Origin of the sequence: Salinimicrobium profundisediminis (assembly GCF_026241755.1) — a bacterium.
In the GTDB taxonomy this organism is placed as follows: Bacteria; Bacteroidota; Bacteroidia; order Flavobacteriales; family Flavobacteriaceae; genus Salinimicrobium; species Salinimicrobium profundisediminis.
Window position 1 is genome coordinate 86,220 of sequence record NZ_JAPJDA010000016.1, and the last position, 17,766, is coordinate 103,985.

Here is a 17,766-nt window from a genome sequence, read left to right on the forward strand (position 1 = left end):
AACCCACTTCATGTATCAAAAGATAATCCGGCCCCTGCTTTTCAATATTGATCCGGAGAAGGTGCATTATTTCACCTTTTCTGCTCTTCGGAAATTGTTTCTTCTTCCCGTAAGCCAAAAACTTGTTCGAAAACAATTTGTAGTTGAAGATAAAAGGCTGGAGCGGGAAGTCTTCGGAATAAAATTTCCTAACCCCGTAGGCCTGGCTGCCGGGTTTGATAAAGATGCAAAGCTGTATAAAGAACTTTCTAATTTTGGCTTCGGATTTATTGAAATAGGAACCTTAACGCCAAAACCTCAACCGGGAAATGAGAAAAAAAGGCTTTTCAGGCTAAAAGAAGACAAAGCCATTATCAACAGGATGGGCTTTAATAATGGAGGGGTGACAGAAGCGGTAGAAAGACTGAAAAAGAACAACGGAGTTCTTATTGGCGGAAATATTGGTAAAAATAAAGTCACGGCCAATGAAAAAGCTGTTGATGATTATTTGATCTGCTTTAATGCCCTTTTTGAGCAGGTAGATTATTTTGTGGTCAATGTAAGTTCTCCCAATACACCAAACCTTAGGGAGCTACAGGATAAGGAACCGCTAACTAAGCTACTCAATACCCTGCAACAGGAAAATTTAAAGCGCCCGGTGCAGAAACCAATCCTGCTTAAAATCGCACCCGATCTTACAGATTCCCAGCTCCTAGATATCATAGATATTATAAAAGAAACCGGGATTGCCGGAGTTATAGCCACCAACACCACCATTTCCCGCGAAGGTCTCACTTCAGCAGACAAAGATGAAACAGGAGGGCTAAGTGGACAGCCGTTAGCTAAACGTGCAACAGAGGTTATTCGTTTTCTTTCAGAAAAAAGCAATAAAGCATTTCCAATTATTGGAGTAGGAGGCATCATGTCTCCCGAAGATGCTATTGAAAAACTTGAGGCAGGGGCCGCTTTAGTACAGCTTTACACAGGTTTTATTTATGAAGGGCCGCAGTTAGTGAAGAAGATCAATCAGGCAATTCTAGCACGTTCCTAGTGGCGGGAGAACTCATAGCTTTTCTTGCAGCTGCCGCGCTGCTCACCCTTTCTCCCGGCCCCGATATAATTTATGTATTGGTCCAGGGTATGACCAATGGGAAAAAACACGGAATTGTTACTGCCCTTGGCCTGGTAAGCGGAATTATCGTTCACACCAGCCTTGTGGCTTTTGGGATTTCAGCAATAATTAAGCAGTCCGAAAATTTATTTCTAATGATCAGGCTCTTGGGAGCGGCATATTTATTCTACCTGGCCTGGAAGGTCTACAAAAGCGATTCGACAATAACCGTCAAAGCGCCGGCTGCCGAGCAAAAGAAGGAATTAGCTGCCCTCTTTAAAAGGGGATTTTTAATGAATGTTTTAAACCCTAAAGTCGCCATTTTCTTTCTCGCCTTTTTCCCGGGATTCCTTTGGGATCCACAAGGCAATACCGTTTACCAGTTCTACGTTCTCGGTTTTCTATTCATGCTTCAGGCTTTCCTTATTTTTTCAGCCGTTGCTATTCTTGCAGGAAAAATTTCTGTCTATCTTCAAAAGCACCCTGCCTCAGGCCAGATTTTTAAGTGGGTGCAGGTGGTGGTCTTCGTTGGGATTGGCGTGTTTATATTGGTATAGAGTAGAGATTATTAAGTAGTTATAACTGAGAAGAGGGTATTATCCTTTAGCAGTTAACCCTTAGCTTCTTTCTGATAAGATGGCGCGGATTTGTAATCGGTGCCGGGGTAAACATTAAAATAAGGCCCTGAAACAAGTTTATGGCGAAAAACTTCTACTTCCTACTTCAGAATCTCAATTCTCATATCTCAATACTAAATTCTATATTTGACTCATGGGGAAATTAAAAATTATTGAATGTCCGCGAGACGCTATGCAGGGAATTAAAAACTTCATTCCTACAGAAAAAAAAGTTCAGTACATTCAGTCTTTATTGCGCTGCGGATTCGACACTATTGACTTCGGAAGTTTTGTTTCTCCAAAAGCGATTCCTCAAATGGCCGATACTGCTGAAGTTTTATCTAAACTCGATCTTTCGAGAACACAAAGTAAGCTGCTGGCCATCGTTGCGAATACACGGGGCGCCCAGGATGCTTCCCAACATCCTGAAATAGACTATTTAGGCTATCCTTTTTCGATTTCTGAAAACTTCCAGATGCGAAATACCCATAAGACCATAGCCGAATCTGTTGAAACCCTGCAGGAGATCCTCAATATCGCCGATGCTTCGGGTAAAGAAGTGGTGGCATACCTGTCTATGGGTTTTGGAAACCCTTACGGAGATCCGTGGGATGTGGAGATTGTGGGGGAGTGGACAGAAAAACTCTCCGGAATGGGTGTAAAGATCCTCTCGCTCTCAGACACTATTGGAAGTTCCACCCCCGATATTATAACTTATCTGTATTCAAATTTAATTCCGAAGTATCCAAAAATAGAATTTGGGGCACACCTTCATACCACTCCCGCAAAATGGTTTGAAAAAGTAGATGCGGCTTATAAATCGGGTTGCAAAAGATTTGATGGTGCGATACAGGGATTTGGTGGCTGCCCAATGGCAAAAGACGAGCTTACAGGAAACATGCCTACAGAAAAATTACTGTCTTACTTCACTTCTAAAAAAGACGATACCAATGTTAAAATGATGAGCTTTGAATCATCTCATAATGAAGCAACAAAAATATTTTCAACTTACCATTAGAAGAGTAGTGTTTCAAAATTTATATCTATAATTGCACTCTAAAATGCCATTTTTGAAGCGTAATTATATCTGTTTTTTTGTTGCCCTTTTATTTTTTCCGGGTGCTTATTCTTCAGTTTATGTTGAGTGGCAACAGGAGCAGGATTCTGTTGCATTTTATGTAGATAAAGGGTTTTCTATGCTTAACAATGATTTTTTAACAGCGTTAAAAATCCTTGAGAAAGCAGATGCTCTGGCTGCAGCATCCAATGACCCTGAAGATAGGGCAGATGTGGCTTATGCTTATGGCTATGCCTACTATGTAAAAGGGAACTACGATCTTTCTCTTCAGCATTATCTGGAGGCCTTAGAGATCTATCAGGCAACCGGAAATCAACTGTCCATGGCAAAAAGTCTGGTGGGGCAGGGGCTAATTCAGCAGGGGATTGACAGGAATAGAGCGGCAATTAATCTTTTTAATGAGGCTATTGATGCTTATAATGAATCTGGTGATCCTGCAAGGGCAAATCCTGCCTATCTTAATATTGCCATCTCACAAATTGAAGTGGAGGAATACGAAAAGGCGCTGGATAACCTTCAAACGGCGCTGGAGCTTTCTAAGAAGGCCGGGCGCATAGATGTGGAGCACCTTGCACTAAACCGAATTGCCCAGATCAACTTTTTCCGTGGGAATTACGACAAAGCCATAGAATTTTATTTTCGGGTGCTCAACCATCAAACCGAACCTAGTAACTGGGAAAAATCTTTTGCTCATGCAGGGCTGGCCCAGGTTTACGCTGCACAGGAAAAGTATGAGCAGGCAGAAGAGATGGGTCAAAAAGCACTTGTTTTTGCCAGGGACCTTCAATCTATTTGGGACCTGGAAAGGAATACCGGGATCTTATCAAATGTTTACCAAAGCCAGGGGAAAACTGCTGAGGCCTTTGAGTATTTGGCATTAAATCAAAAATACCGTGACTCCCTTTACAATCAAAATAAACTGCGGGCCATAAATTTACTCCAGCTGGAGAGCAAAGAAGGGGAGAATTTAAAGCTGCAGTTAGAAAAAAAAGCGGTAGAAAAACAGCTTTTTACCAACAGGATATTTCTTGGTATCCTGGTACTGGCAGTTTTATTGTTATTGATCCTGGCCTTTATGTTTAGAAAGAACATTCGGCAAAAAGAGCAATTTACTACGCAACTTCAAAAAAAGAACCAGACCATTTCTGAGCAAAATCGCCTTATCTCCAGGCAAAATGAAGATCTTTCAGAAATGAACGAGGCGAAAAACCGTCTTTTTTCAATCCTTTCTCATGACCTGCGTTCTCCATTGGCTTCTCTAGAGCAATTGCTGGGGCTTATTAAATCGGGTGATTTTACACCAGAAGAGCAGGCATCTCTACTAGATGAAATGCTGGTGCAGGTTTCAGGTACTTCTTCAATGTTGCAAAACCTTTTGCACTGGGCCAACTCACAGCTGGAGGGTAGTAAAGTGAACATAGAAAAAGTTGACCTTCAGCAAAAGGCATCAAAAATTATAAAGGCCTATTATCTCATTGCCAAACGTAAAAACATCAAATTTATTCAGCAACAAGTTGAAGACCTGTCCCCTGTAATGGTAGATCGCGGTCATATTTCTGTTATTCTGCACAACTTACTATCAAACGCCATAAAGTTTACCCGCGAGGGAAAAGAAATCAACATCAGCTTTGAAGAGCGGGAAGAGACTGTGCTTATGAACATACTTGACGGGGGAGAGGGAATATCACAGGAGAAAATTAATGAGATTAAAAAATTTAATAACCGTATGATCTCAGAAATTGGTACGAGTATGGAAACAGGTACCGGAATTGGCCTTATGCTGGTCAAGCATTTTCTAGGAATTAATGAAGCTACACTTGATATCAAAAATCATCCAGGTAAGGGAGCAGAGTTCATTGTAGCTTTCCGGAAAGCCTGAAAATGAATTAATCAAATATAATTCTCTCTTCTGGCGAAAAGAATGTATATTTGCACGCAATTAAATCTTAATTGCCATGATCGCACACACCTCCAGGATCCTGGGCGAAGGACTCACTTACGATGACGTACTCTTAGTCCCTGCCTTTTCAGAAATCCTTCCCCGCGAAGTTAATATTCAATCTAAGTTTACCCGCAACATTGGCCTCAATGTGCCTATTGTTTCCGCAGCTATGGATACTGTGACCGAATCACGTATGGCTATTGCCATTGCACGTGAAGGAGGAATTGGTGTTTTGCACAAAAACATGACCGCCGAAGAGCAGGCGCTCAAGGTGCGAAAAGTGAAGCGGGCAGAAAGTGGGATGATCATTGATCCTATCACCCTCCCAATTACAGCAAAGGTGAAAGACGCTAAAGAAAATATGCGGGAGCATAGTATTGGTGGTATTCCCATTGTTGATGAGGATGGAAAACTACTTGGAATAGTGACAAATCGCGATTTGCGGTTTGAAAAAAATAACAACAGGCCAATTTCGGAAGTAATGACTTCTGAGAATTTGGTTACAGTAGCCGAAGGCACTTCCCTTGAAGATGCCGAAGTGATACTGCAGCAGAACAAGATTGAAAAACTGCCCGTTGTTAATTCTGAAGATAAACTTGTTGGCCTTATCACCTTCAGGGATATTACAAAGCTTACCCAAAAACCTATTGCCAATAAAGATTCCTTCGGAAGGCTGCGCGTAGCCGCTGCCATAGGCGTTACCGGTGATGCAGTTGAAAGGGCCGAAGCTTTGGTGAAAGCAGGAGTGGATGCTATTGTTATAGACACCGCCCACGGGCACACTAAAGGAGTGGTGACAGTACTTAAGGAGGTGAAAAGAAAATTCCCCGACCTGGAAGTAGTGGTTGGAAATATTGCTACTGCCGAGGCTGCCAAATATCTTGTAGAAGCTGGAGCCGATGCTGTAAAAGTAGGAATTGGTCCAGGATCAATATGTACTACAAGAGTGGTTGCCGGGGTAGGTTTTCCACAATTCTCGGCCGTACTGGAAGTTGCAGCAGCCATTAAAGGCAGCGGCGTTCCTGTAATTGCCGATGGAGGAATTCGCTATACAGGAGATATTCCAAAAGCTATTGCTGCCGGAGCCGATTGCGTGATGCTGGGTTCACTTTTGGCAGGTACCAAAGAATCGCCGGGAGAAACTATAATCTACGAAGGAAGAAAATTCAAATCTTACCGCGGAATGGGATCTGTAGAAGCTATGAAACAAGGCTCTAAAGATCGATATTTTCAGGATGTGGAAGATGATATCAAAAAACTGGTGCCCGAAGGTATAGTAGGAAGAGTGCCTTACAAAGGGGATCTTTATGAAAGTATCCACCAGTTTATAGGAGGCCTGCGTGCCGGAATGGGTTATTGCGGGGCAAAAGATGTTGCTGCCTTGCAGGAATCGGCTAAGTTTGTGAAGATAACAGCTTCAGGAATAAACGAAAGCCATCCACATAATGTAACGATCACGAAAGAATCACCTAACTACAGCAGATAGTTCATAGTTCAGGAGTTTGTAGTTAAGAGTAGATAGCAAAGCCCAAAAAAAAGGAGGGTCTCAAAAATGGCATTTTTGAGACCCTCCTTTTTTTAGCTGTGTCAATGATTTCAGAGATTGACCTTCAGTCATTGCAGCACTTCTGACTGCTGATCACTAAATTTATTCTTTCACTACAATTCCTAATTTATCAAGAACTTTCATGGTAATATCAAATTCTTCAGCAGAATAGGCCAGGCTATTTCCGCCGGCATGGAAGATCTGGGTGTAATTCTCTTCCTGGATCACCTGTAGCATGGCAGCATTAATCTTCTCATAAAGTGCCTTGGTAAGTTCATTTCTCTTCATCTGCATCATTAGGCTGGCTTTTTGTCGAAAACCTTTTATGTCATTTTCAAGCCCCATGATCTCTGATTCTTTTGTTTTTCTGTCTTCTTCAGAAAAGGTTGTGCTGTTTGCCTGATAGTCTTTTACCAGGGTTTCGTACTTAGTAACGTTTGATTCAAGTTCTTTTTGAAGATCTTCATTGTAGGTTTTGAGTCCTTCGTTGACCTGGGCCATTTCAGGCAATTGGTTCAGGATATAATCGGCATCTATGGTTCCTATTTTTGACTGTGCAAAGGCTGTTAGACTAAGGAAGGTAAAGCTTAAAACTAAAAGATATTTTTTCATGATTTTGTTTTGATTTTCGCAAATATAAAGGAGCAGAGGCATTTATGAAGATTTTAAGAAAATATTTTTTTATTAATCTTCATAAAGCTGTCCGCGATGAGGTTTTAGAGCGTCACGAACCGCCGGCATTTCATCGTTAGTCACTACCAAAAAGGCAATGGCATGTGTTTCAGATAATTTTTCGCTACCCAAAATATTTATTGATAAAGCGTTGTTATTAAAGAATTCCTGTAAGTGATGAGCGTGATGTTTGGCGGTAATTTCGGAATCAGGGCCACGAAAATCCCAGATAAGTTTTAGTTTGCGTTCTTTAGACATGAGATGAAATTTGGCTTCTTTGACTTTAGCATAGCGAAAGCCACGCCAAAAGTAAAATTTTTGTGAAATTCTTTCGTTTTATCTGCAGGTTGGTATACTGTTTGGAATTCGTATTTTTGCGAACTCATAATATTTAAGACTAATTTGACTGTCAAAAAAAGACTTTTCTTCTTACTGTTTTTGGGCTTTTTAACCGGAAGCTGCAACCTGCTCAATGAACCCGAAGAGAAAGAGGTCATTGCACGCGTAAATGATGCATATCTGTACAGGGATGATGTAGCTACTTTAATTTCGGCCAACACTTCTCCTGAAGACAGTACACTTTTGGTAAATAACTTCATTACCCGATGGGCCACTCAAAAATTGCTGCTTGACAGGGCGCGGGTTAATTTGAGTAGTGAACAGCAGGCAGAATTTGATCGCCTGGTGCAGAACTACAAGAACGAACTTTATGCTAAAGCCTATACCGATGCTATCGTGGCCCGGGAACTCGACACCAGTATTTCAAGAGAGGCAGCCGAAGCTTATTACGAAGAAAATGGAGAGAATTTTTTTCTTAATGAGAACCTTGTGAAGGTGAGGTATATCAATATCACCAAGAACAACAAGGACTTTGAAACTATAAAAAAACGGTTTATCAGGTTTAACCAGGAAGACAGGCAGGCATTGCTGGATATGGCCATTCAGTTCAATTCATATTCGCTCAATGATTCTGTTTGGGTTAAAACAAAACAGGTTTACGATAAAATTCGGCCTTTAACGCCTCAGGACAATCCTGAATTCTTAAAAAACAAAAATTTTATGCAGCTTGAAGACTCATTAGGAGTATATTTGGTCTCTGTTGAGGATGTTAAGCTGCGCAATGAACAGGCGCCCCTGGAGTATTCCTTGCCGGGTATAAAGCAGATCCTGCTTAATAAAAGAAAGCTGGATCTCATTAAAAAATTAGAAAAAGACATTACACAAGATGCTATTAAAAATGACGAATTTGAGATCTATAATTAAATCACTGGGCCTATTATCCCTTATCGTGGGCGGGAGCAATGTTCATGCGCAGGAAGTAATAGTTACCGACAGTACCGCAATTGGTATTGAATCGGAAATTCAGCAAAAAATACAGGACAGGAGTGGCCGTTTTAAGGTAGATGGTGTAGCAGCAGTAATTGGTGATTTTGTTGTGCTTGAAAGTGATATTGATAAGATGTACCTTGAGCTTCAAAGCCAGGGCGTTTCTACTCAAGATGTGACCAACTGCAACCTTGCAGGGAGGTTAATGGAGAACAAGCTTTACGCTCACCACGCCATACAGGACAGTATCATAGTTTCTGATGCCGAGATCAATGCCAATATTGATCAGCAATTGGCTTATATGACCCAACAGGTAGGTTCTCTTGAAAAAGTACTCGAGTTCTATAAAAAGGATAGTGAAGCTGATTTTAGAGCTGAACTTTTTGAAATTAACAAGCAAAACAGGCTTGCTTCTGAAATGCAACGTAAAATTGTTGATGCTGTAGAGATCACACCTGAAGAGGTGAGGGCATTCTTTACAGAGATTCCCGAAGACGAGCGTCCTGTGTTTGGGGATGAGGTTGAAATTGCACAGATCGTAGTGAAACCGGAAATTCCGCAGGAAGAAAAAGATGAAATTATAGCACGACTGAATGAAATGCGTGCAGATGTACTGGAGAATGGAGCCAGCTTTGCTACAAAAGCGGTTTTGTATTCTCAGGATCCAGGTTCGAGATCTTCGGGAGGAAAAATTACGCTTACACGTCAGGATCCTTTTGTAAAAGAATTTAAAGATGCTGCATTTTCCCTTCAGGAAGGGGAGGTGAGCAAACCCTTTAAGACTGAATTTGGTTATCACATTCTTATGGTCGATAAAATTCGTGGGCAGCAGGTAGATGTGCGTCACATCCTTTTAATTCCTGATGTTACCGAAGAGACCAAGCAAAAAGCTTTTGACGAAATCGAAAATGTAAGAGAAAGGATCAGTAATGAGGAAATTTCCTTTGCCGATGCTGCCAAAGAAGTTTCAGATGAAAAAGAAACTCGTGAAAGCGGAGGAAAGTTAGTAAATCCTACCACTGGTGATACTAGGTTTGAACTTACCAAAATTGATCCGTTGCTATACGAGCAGGTTGTCAATCTTGAGAAGGGAGAGGTTTCGAACATTATCACAGATCAGGACAATACCGGAAGACCTTTTTATAAATTAATCACTGTTACTAACAGGTACAAAGAACATAAGGCAGACTATGCCCAGGACTTTAACAAGATCAAAGAACTTGCACTTAGGGATAAGCAGCTTGAAGCTATTGAAAAATGGCAGGCAGAGAAGATCAAGGAGACGTATGTTAAGGTGAATGGAGAGTATAGAGATTGCGAATATTCTAGCAACTGGCTTAAGAAATAAATGACATTTTTGGCAGGTATGACAGATGTAGAAGCGGTAGAAAATCTGGTTAAACGGCATCAGCAATTGAGGCAGGAAATCGCCAAAAGAATTGTTGGCCAGCAACAAGTTATAGACCAGATCCTTTTATCTGTTTTTTCGGGAGGTCATTCCCTGCTTATTGGAGTTCCAGGCCTTGCCAAGACCCTGATGGTTGATACCATAGCCCAGGCCCTTGGGCTTAATTTTAAAAGAATTCAGTTTACTCCAGATCTTATGCCGAGTGATATTCTGGGCTCGGAGATATTAGATGAGAACCGGCATTTTAAATTTATAAAAGGTCCTGTTTTTGGCAATATCATTCTTGCTGATGAGATCAACAGAACTCCGCCTAAAACCCAGGCCGCTTTACTGGAAGCCATGCAGGAACGGTCGGTAACCGTGGCCGGTCAACACTATAAATTAGACTTGCCCTATTTTGTGCTCGCAACCCAAAACCCTATTGAGCAGGAGGGAACTTATCCATTACCCGAGGCGCAGCTTGACCGGTTTATGTTCGCCGTCAAACTGGAATATCCCTCCTTTGAAGAGGAAATTGAGGTAGTGAAGAATACTACATCAGATGAGGTAAAGGAAATAAATCCTTTATTTACCGCTCGTGAAATTGTCGATTTTCAGCATCTGATTCGACGCATACCCGTGGCCGATAATGTTGTGGAATATGCGGTAGACCTTGTGGGGAAAACCCGTCCCGAAGGAAATAGAGCTACCTCTCTTGTAAAGGAATATGTAGATTGGGGCGCCGGACCACGAGCTTCTCAAAATCTCATTTTAGGAGCCAAAGCTAATGCAGCGGTAAGAGGAAAATTTTCACCCGATATTGAAGATGTACAGGCAGTGGCCTTTGGAATTCTTAGACATAGGGTGATTAAAAATTACAAAGCCGAAGCCGAAGGAATTTCGGAAGAGCATATTATCAAGAGTCTGCTCTAAGATTTTTAAGGTTCATACAACTTCTTCTTCGTGTACATTAAAGTTACTTCCGAAGTATAGTGCGCAAATTATTTACGGTTAATTAGATCACTTCCCTGCCTATCTCCACGTATTGTTTGCTGAATTACTCATAATCTTCCATCTATGCGATTCAGGAGCAGCTTCAAAAGACTGTCTCTCTTGTTGTTTAAAAGTGTTGTTGTACACTTGTTTTTGCTGAAAAAATCATCGGATGGAGGGTGCTTATTTTTCAGAAAGGATAAAATAAAGCTTCATATTTACCATATTCTTGTTTTTATGCTAATTTTATACCATTAGCTTGTTTTTATATATAGTTTTTTCATGAACTGCTAAATTATCTTCAGGTAATTTTCAGGTTTGGTTATAATTTTTTAAATCGGGCAGGAATTTGTAATTTTGCAACACTTCAGAATATTAATAAATTCAAGATATGGCATACGATATTGATATGATCAAGAAGGTTTACAGCCAGATGGGCGAGCGCGTTAATGCCGCACGTGAGGCTGTTGGTAAACCTTTAACCCTTTCAGAAAAGATCCTTTATTCTCACTTGTGGGATGGAAAACCGACTCAAAAATTTACCCGAGGTAAAGATTATGTAGAGTTTGCGCCAGACAGGATTGCCTGCCAGGATGCAACTGCTCAAATGGCTTTGCTGCAATTTATGCAGGCTGGGAAAAAGAACGTGGCCGTTCCTACTACAGTACATTGTGATCACCTGATCCAGGCAAAACTTGGAGCACAGTTTGATTTACCTAGCGCAAAAAAATCCAGTGATGAGGTTTTTGACTTTCTTGAATCTGTTTCAAATAAATATGGAATTGGATTCTGGAAACCGGGAGCGGGAATTATTCACCAGGTAGTACTGGAGAATTATGCCTTCCCTGGAGGAATGATGATTGGTACCGATTCTCATACGGTGAATGCCGGTGGTCTTGGAATGGTTGCTATAGGTGTTGGTGGTGCAGATGCTGTAGATGTTATGGCAGGAATGGCATGGGAGCTAAAGTTTCCAAAGCTAATAGGTGTTAAGCTCACAGGTAAACTTTCCGGATGGACTTCATCAAAAGATGTGATCTTAAAAGTAGCTGGCATACTTACCGTTAAAGGTGGTACTGGAGCGATCATCGAGTATTTTGGTGAAGGTGCCGAGTCAATGTCGGCTACCGGAAAAGGAACTATTTGTAACATGGGAGCAGAGGTTGGAGCAACTACTTCTACCTTTGGCTATGATGAATCTATGGCGAGGTACCTTCGTGCGACAAATCGTGCCGATGTTGCAGATGCTGCCAATGAAGTGAAAGAACACCTTACCGGTGATCCTGAAGTTTACGCTAACCCAGAGCAGTATTTTGATGAAGTGATTGAGATCAATCTTTCTGAACTTAAGCCTCATTTAAACGGGCCTTTCACACCAGATCTTGCTACGCCAATTTCAGAAATGGCTGAAAAAGCCAAAGAACATGACTGGCCAATTAATGTAGACTGGGGCTTGATAGGATCATGTACCAACTCTTCTTATGAAGATCTTACCCGTGCTGCTTCTATTGCCAAACAAGCAGTAGATAAAAAAATAAAAGCTAAATCTGATTTTGGTATTAACCCTGGATCTGAACAGATTCGTTTTACTGCCGAAAGAGATGGTTTGTTACAAATTTTTGAAGATCTTGATGCCACTATTTTTACTAATGCCTGTGGGCCATGTATTGGACAGTGGGATAGAAGTGACCGTAAAGGTGAAGAGAAAAATACTATTGTACATTCGTTTAACCGAAACTTCTCAAAAAGGGCAGATGGTAACCCTAATACCCACGCATTTGTAGGATCGCCTGAAATGGTGGCTGCAATTGCAATTTCAGGAAGATTGGATTTTGATCCTTCCAGAGATACGCTTCTTAATGAAGATGGGAAATATGTGAAACTTGATGAGCCAACAGGTCTTGAATTGCCTCCAAAAGGCTTTGATGTTGAAGATCCTGGATATCTTGCTCCTACCGAAGATGGTTCTAGTGTAGAGGTTAAAGTTAATCCTAACTCTGAAAGGTTACAGTTACTTGATCCATTCCAGCCTTGGGACGGTAAAAATTTAACGGGAGCAAAACTTCTTATTAAAGCTCACGGAAAATGTACTACAGACCATATCTCTATGGCGGGACCATGGTTGCGCTTTAGAGGTCACCTTGACAATATATCAAACAACTGTCTAATTGGTGCTGTGAACGCCTTCAATATGAAAACCAACTTCGTAAAGAACCAGATTACCGGTGAATATGATGGTGTGCCTGCAACCCAACGAAAGTACAAAGCTGCGGGAATACCTACAGTGGTAGTTGGAGACCACAATTATGGCGAAGGTTCTTCCAGAGAACATGCTGCTATGGAGCCAAGACATCTTGGTGTTAAAGTAGTGTTGGTGAAATCTTTTGCCCGAATTCACGAGACCAATTTGAAAAAGCAGGGTATGTTAGGAATTACTTTTGCTAATGAAAGTGATTACGATCTAATCCAGGAAGATGACACTTTCAACTTTATCGATCTTGAAGGTTTTGCGCCAGATAAGCAGCTTACAATAGAAGTTGTGCATGCAGATGGCTCTAAGGATACTATTAAGGCAAATCACACCTATAACCTACCTCAAATTGAGTGGTACAAGGAAGGTTCTGCTCTTAACCTTATAAAGAAGCAGAACGCTGCTTAGAAAAAGTTTTTAATTTATATAAAACTCCCGCCAGCGCGGGAGTTTTTTGTTTAGGTACATACTAAAAACAGAAAAAGCAACCCTGTTTAGAATTGCTTTTTCCGAGATAGTAGATGAGAACTCCGGAGGTTTATTTCCGGAGTTTTTTATCAGTAATTTTTGCCCCCCAGTAAAAATTACTATTTGTTCTCATCTATTTATGGCAGGGATTCCAATTTATTCTTGTGTTTAAAAAGAACATCAAGCGTTGAAGAGGGAATATCCTGATTATAAAGTGTTTGGTAATACAATTTAATATTTTTTTTCTCTTTTTCATAGCAAACCTTCAAATTTAAATTGTTAAAGGTGTTGCGAGCCAAATAATCCAGCTTAAGAAATACCGGTAAGAAATTTAAGACTGCAGTTCCAACTGCAGAAGCCTGAATAGAATTTTTAATATTAAAGAGCAGTTTTCGTAATTCGATTTTAGCCTTTTCCCTTATCTCAATAAGTTTGGCAATATTCTCAGCCATGTCTTTATCTTCTTGTTTTAAGTCGTAGTAAAGGACATAATACATTTGAAGTAGATCGTCGTTGGAGAGATCTAATTTAAGTAGCTGAGAGTATAACTGAAACTGCATCTTCGGGTGAATAAAATTGTCTGAGATAAATGTAATATTTATTTTCTCTCAAGAAGATGCTAATGATGTGATTAACAGAATTTTAGTCTTTTTTGTACGAAGTCGCGTAAGAAAAGTGAAAATTGTAAAAAAAATAAGAAAGGGGAAATGGAAGCGGAGAAAGAAGTAATTATTTCGAAAAGTGCCCAGAGCGGGACTCGAACCCGCACGCTCTAATGAACACATGGCCCTCAACCATGCCTGTCTACCAGTTCCAGCACCTGGGCTTTCTTTAAGATTTCTTTAACGAAATTTATTCTCCGTGTGAAGAAAATCAATGGTTATACCTTTTTGGGTTTTCCACTAATTCCTTGAAGAAAGAAGTGACCTGGCTGGGACTCGAACCCAGGACCCTCTCCTTAAAAGGGAGATGCTCTACCAACTGAGCTACCAGGTCAATATTTATAAGAACTTTGTTCTGTGATCTGGCTGGGGCTCGAACCCAGGACCCTCTCCTTAAAAGGGAGATGCTCTACCAACTGAGCTACCAGATCTTGTTACTTGCATTTTTGCCAATGCGGGTGCAAATATACCCACATTAATTTATTTTTCAAGAAGAAATTGACATAAATTTGAAGATCATTTTAAAGTAGAGATTAAACTCCTTAAAAATCATATAATTAAGCATGAAAATTATTCTTATAGGATACATGGGTTCTGGTAAAAGTTCTGTTGGAAAGGCCCTTGCTACTCATTTATCTGTTAAATTCCTGGATCTGGATGCCAAAATATGTGCAGAAGAAAATAAGACTATTCCTGAAATCTTTTCGACCAATGGTGAAATTTATTTTCGCAGAAAGGAAGCAGAGGTGCTTAAAAAGCTTCTGGAGAGGGAGGAGAGTTATGTTCTTTCCCTGGGAGGAGGTACTCCCTGTTACGGGAAAAATATGCAGTTGATCAAAAATACGGCGTCTGTTACTTCAATATATCTCAAAACCGGTCTGCTTCAGTTGAAGGAAAGACTAATAGTTGAAAAAGATAGCCGGCCATTAATACAAGACCTCAAAACTCCTGAAGTTCTTGAAGATTATATCCGAAAGCATTTATTTGAGCGCACCTTCTACTACAATCAGAGTGACCTTACGGTTTTAACTGATAGTAAATCTGTAGAAGAGGTAGTGCATAAGGTTGTGGAAAGTTTAGACTAGCTCCACTTTATCTTCTCCCGGCTTAAAATGTACTTTTACTGTTTCGTGAATCGAAGTTGAAAGAGAGATGCCTTTAAAATCGGCTTTTACAGGATATTTTTTATGGCTCCTGTCAACCAGAACTGCAGTTTTGAACCGTTTAAGCGGAACATCCAGAAAGTGCCTTATTCCGTAGATCAAAGTGGTGCCCGAGTTTAAAACGTCATCTATTAATACAAGGGCTTTATTTTCATAATCCTGAGGTGACAAACTACTGGTGACGGCCTGCAGCGGATTCTTTTTATTCACTTTCACCTCACAGAGCAGTACTTCAAGATCAGAAATTTCCTGTAGTACTGCCTGCAGCTTTTGCGCAAGCTGAAAGCCACTCTTGGCTATCCCCGCCAGGATGATCTGGTCTTCTTCAAGGTTGTTTTCGTAAATCTGGTAAGCGATCCTTCTTATTTTATGGTTGATCTGCTCATTGTTGAGAATCAAAACAGAATTTTTCTCCATGGGATGTTTTTTTAGATACTAATTGTATGGTAAAGTTAATCAATCATCGTTGTCTTCAGGATCAAACCAGTCATCCAGCTCCCTTCTATCTTTCTTGGTAGGTCGGCCGGTACCTTTTTTTCGGTAATAGTCCTGGGAATATTTAAGCAGTTCTCTTTTTTCGAGTTCTTCCTGCGGAGTGATATCATTGATGTAAAGGTTAACTAACTTGGCACCCACCCGGCTTTTGGGAATATCCAGTACTTCTATCTGGTAATTAATTTGATTTTTCCTGACCTGAATTTGATCTGTCGCGAAAACTTCTCTGGAAGGTTTAACAATAGCCTCGTTCATTCGTACCTTTCCCTGTTTACACGCTTCGGTTGCTACACTTCGGGTTTTAAAATACCTCACGCACCATAAAAATTTGTCTACTCTCATCTTTGTGCTGTAAAATTCCTTCTATCTTCAGCAAAAATACAAGAATATTGTATCTTGCGGCCCTAAATTACCTATTGATGAAACTGAATAAATTTTTGTTTTTATATGTGCTTGCCGGTATCTCTTTAATGTCATGTGATAAGGATGATGACAGTCCCGAAGTTGTTCCTCCAAGAGATAGGGGAGAACAGGAGTTGGCAGACCAGGCTGCGCTGGATGCCTACCTGGATACTCACTTCTATAACTATGAAGAATTCGAGGCTGCTCCCGAAGGTTTCGACTATAAAATTGAAATTGATACCATTAACGCAGATAATGCCGGTAAAACTCCACTCAGTGAGTCGCCGTTGCTCGAGACAAAGAACTTTAACTATGAAGGGGTAAATTATACGTACTATGTTTTAAAGGTTCGCGAAGGAGCAAGCGAGATGCCGCAGCCAAAATTTAGCGACTCGGTTTTTGTTTCCTATAAGGGGACTCTTTTGAACCGCAGCACTTTTGATTCTTCACAAAATCCTGTGTGGTTTGATCTTGTGCAAACCATACCCGGCTTTGGCCTTGGGATTACAGGATTTCGTGGTGCTTCTGGTTTTGAAATACAGGAAGATAATACCATAGAATGGAAAAATGATTATGGGGTAGGTGCTGTATTCCTGCCTTCTGGCCTTGCTTATTTCAACGCTTTTAGAGGAACTATTCCATCTTACAGTCCGCTTGTTTTTGCCTTTAATTTATACGGAGTAAATGAGGCAGATCATGACCGTGACGGAATTCCGTCATGGAGGGAAGATCTTAATGAAGATCAGCTGTTAATTAATGATGATACCGACGGAGATTTAGTGCCGAATTACGCTGATGCAGATGATGATGGCGATTTTATTCCTACCCGGGAAGAAATTTCTGATGAAAACGGAAATATTATTTTTCCTTATCCCGATTCAGATAACGATGGAACACCAGATTATCTGGATCCAAATAACTAAACAAAAAAAAGCCCCGAAAAGGGGCTTTTTTGATGCTTATAATTTAGTTCTTTTACAGGCTTAAGGAAAGTCCAAAAATGATCTGGCTGGGCCTCGTGTCTACCCTCTGCGGACCATTCCTACTGCCATCAAGTTGCATGAATTCTGCTTCATTCTCTTTTAGTGCTCTTTCGTATCTCACATCAACTCCTATTTTGCCTAATTGAACTCCTGCACCTAGCTGTGCACCAATGGTGAATTCCTCTTTGACGTCTCCCAGGTCAAAACCCTCAAAATCGTTATCTACCATGTATTGAAGGGTGGGGCCTGCAAAGATCTGGACAGGGCCAAGGATTTTGGTACCCACTAAAATGGGGAGGTCTATTTTAGAAACATTGTATTCTGATTCCTGTTGATTGAATTGATAGGTGCTTTTCGTGGTGGTGTAGACCAGTTCGGGTCTTAAGAAGAAGCCAAGGAGGTTTGCCTGGTAGAAAACGCCAAAATGATATCCCATCTTGCTCTCTCCGCCTTCCAGTACATCTTCACCGGCATTAGAAAAGTCGTTATAGGTGAGTTCTCCATTATCGGCATAATTTATACCGCCTTTTACTCCAAATCCACTTTGTGCTATTGCTGTGGAAGTAGTTACAAACATTAAAATAAAAAAGTACTTTTTCATACAAGCTTTGTTTTAGAAGTTAAGTATAAAACGGAATATAAATATTTTTATTTGCTCAAAAATAAAGCCTCTCAAAAATGTCATTTTTGA

Annotated in this window: 17 protein-coding genes and 3 tRNA genes; 11 read left to right on the forward strand and 9 right to left on the reverse strand. The window is 40.6% G+C overall.

Annotation, left to right across the window (positions count from 1 at the left end):
- Positions 1-10: 10 nt before the first annotated feature.
- The 5 genes from OQ279_RS10935 to guaB all read left to right on the forward strand — a co-directional run bounded on the left by OQ279_RS10935 (position 11) and on the right by guaB (position 6,213).
- Complete coding sequence (locus tag OQ279_RS10935; protein WP_266069958.1) at positions 11-1,030, forward strand: quinone-dependent dihydroorotate dehydrogenase; 1,020 nt, start codon at positions 11-13, stop codon at positions 1,028-1,030.
- Complete coding sequence (locus OQ279_RS10940; protein WP_266069960.1) at positions 1,030-1,647, forward strand: LysE family translocator; 618 nt, start codon at positions 1,030-1,032, stop codon at positions 1,645-1,647. Before OQ279_RS10935 ends, OQ279_RS10940 begins: the two co-directional genes overlap by 1 nt.
- A gap of 214 nt (positions 1,648-1,861) precedes the next feature.
- Entirely contained in the window at positions 1,862-2,725 is an 864-nt protein-coding gene (locus OQ279_RS10945) for a hydroxymethylglutaryl-CoA lyase (RefSeq protein WP_266069962.1), read from the forward strand.
- A 52-nt stretch (positions 2,726-2,777) separates the two neighbouring features.
- Complete coding sequence (locus tag OQ279_RS10950; RefSeq protein WP_266069964.1) at positions 2,778-4,664, forward strand: ATP-binding protein; 1,887 nt, start codon at positions 2,778-2,780, stop codon at positions 4,662-4,664.
- A 76-nt stretch (positions 4,665-4,740) separates the two neighbouring features.
- The gene (gene guaB, locus OQ279_RS10955; RefSeq protein WP_266069965.1) at positions 4,741-6,213 is read left to right on the forward strand and encodes an IMP dehydrogenase; all 1,473 of its coding nucleotides are present in this window, start codon (positions 4,741-4,743) and stop codon (positions 6,211-6,213) included.
- A gap of 162 nt (positions 6,214-6,375) precedes the next feature.
- On the opposite strand, the gene OQ279_RS10960 is transcribed toward guaB, so the two are convergent.
- Positions 6,376-6,885: an OmpH/Skp family outer membrane protein gene (locus tag OQ279_RS10960; protein ID WP_266069966.1), complete on the reverse strand. Its 510-nt coding sequence runs from the start codon at positions 6,883-6,885 to the stop codon at positions 6,376-6,378.
- 72 nt (positions 6,886-6,957) lie between these two features.
- Positions 6,958-7,203, reverse strand: a complete 246-nt coding sequence (locus OQ279_RS10965; protein ID WP_266069967.1) for a hypothetical protein — start codon at positions 7,201-7,203, stop codon at positions 6,958-6,960.
- A 144-nt stretch (positions 7,204-7,347) separates the two neighbouring features.
- Here OQ279_RS10965 and OQ279_RS10970 point away from each other — a divergent pair, with 144 nt between their 5' ends.
- The 4 genes from OQ279_RS10970 (at position 7,348) to OQ279_RS10985 (ending at position 13,310) form a co-directional block, all read left to right on the forward strand.
- A complete protein-coding gene (locus OQ279_RS10970; RefSeq protein ID WP_266069969.1) occupies positions 7,348-8,208 on the forward strand; it encodes a peptidyl-prolyl cis-trans isomerase in 861 nt (286 codons plus the stop codon).
- A complete protein-coding gene (locus OQ279_RS10975) occupies positions 8,183-9,619 on the forward strand; it encodes a peptidylprolyl isomerase (protein WP_266069970.1) in 1,437 nt (478 codons plus the stop codon). Before OQ279_RS10970 ends, OQ279_RS10975 begins: the two co-directional genes overlap by 26 nt.
- 18 nt (positions 9,620-9,637) lie before the next feature.
- The gene (locus tag OQ279_RS10980) at positions 9,638-10,591 is read left to right on the forward strand and encodes an AAA family ATPase (protein ID WP_266069991.1); all 954 of its coding nucleotides are present in this window, start codon (positions 9,638-9,640) and stop codon (positions 10,589-10,591) included.
- A 451-nt stretch (positions 10,592-11,042) separates the two neighbouring features.
- Positions 11,043-13,310 (forward strand): aconitate hydratase, encoded by a 2,268-nt coding sequence (locus OQ279_RS10985; protein WP_266069971.1) that lies wholly within the window; start codon positions 11,043-11,045, stop codon positions 13,308-13,310.
- Between the two features lie 197 nt (positions 13,311-13,507).
- Here OQ279_RS10985 and OQ279_RS10990 read toward each other — a convergent pair whose 3' ends face one another.
- From OQ279_RS10990 to OQ279_RS11005, 4 genes are all read right to left on the reverse strand, one after another.
- Entirely contained in the window at positions 13,508-13,930 is a 423-nt protein-coding gene (locus OQ279_RS10990; protein ID WP_266069972.1) for a hypothetical protein, read from the reverse strand.
- Positions 13,931-14,112: 182 nt separating this feature from the next.
- Positions 14,113-14,196: transfer RNA gene (locus OQ279_RS10995), tRNA-Leu, on the reverse strand.
- A 97-nt stretch (positions 14,197-14,293) separates the two neighbouring features.
- Positions 14,294-14,366, reverse strand: a tRNA-Lys gene (locus tag OQ279_RS11000).
- Between the two features lie 24 nt (positions 14,367-14,390).
- Positions 14,391-14,463, reverse strand: a tRNA-Lys gene (locus tag OQ279_RS11005).
- A 132-nt stretch (positions 14,464-14,595) separates the two neighbouring features.
- Here OQ279_RS11005 and OQ279_RS11010 point away from each other — a divergent pair.
- On the forward strand, positions 14,596-15,117 hold the full coding sequence (locus OQ279_RS11010; RefSeq protein ID WP_266069973.1) for a shikimate kinase: 522 nt from the start codon (positions 14,596-14,598) through the stop codon (positions 15,115-15,117).
- Here OQ279_RS11010 and OQ279_RS11015 read toward each other — a convergent pair.
- Positions 15,109-15,612, reverse strand: coding sequence for a phosphoribosyltransferase family protein (locus OQ279_RS11015; RefSeq protein ID WP_266069974.1), 504 nt, complete (start codon positions 15,610-15,612; stop codon positions 15,109-15,111). The genes OQ279_RS11010 and OQ279_RS11015 overlap by 9 nt on opposite strands.
- A 39-nt stretch (positions 15,613-15,651) precedes the next feature.
- The gene (locus OQ279_RS11020; protein WP_266069975.1) at positions 15,652-16,032 is read right to left on the reverse strand and encodes an RNA-binding S4 domain-containing protein; all 381 of its coding nucleotides are present in this window, start codon (positions 16,030-16,032) and stop codon (positions 15,652-15,654) included.
- A gap of 77 nt (positions 16,033-16,109) precedes the next feature.
- Here OQ279_RS11020 and OQ279_RS11025 point away from each other — a divergent pair, with 77 nt between their 5' ends.
- A complete protein-coding gene (locus tag OQ279_RS11025) occupies positions 16,110-17,015 on the forward strand; it encodes an FKBP-type peptidyl-prolyl cis-trans isomerase (RefSeq protein ID WP_266069976.1) in 906 nt (301 codons plus the stop codon).
- A gap of 52 nt (positions 17,016-17,067) precedes the next feature.
- Here the strand turns inward: OQ279_RS11025 and OQ279_RS11030 are convergent, their stop codons facing one another.
- Positions 17,068-17,676 carry a porin family protein gene (locus tag OQ279_RS11030; RefSeq protein ID WP_266069977.1) on the reverse strand — a complete coding sequence of 203 codons (609 nt, stop codon included), beginning with the start codon at positions 17,674-17,676 and terminating at the stop codon, positions 17,068-17,070.
- Between the last annotated feature and the right edge of the window lie 90 nt (positions 17,677-17,766).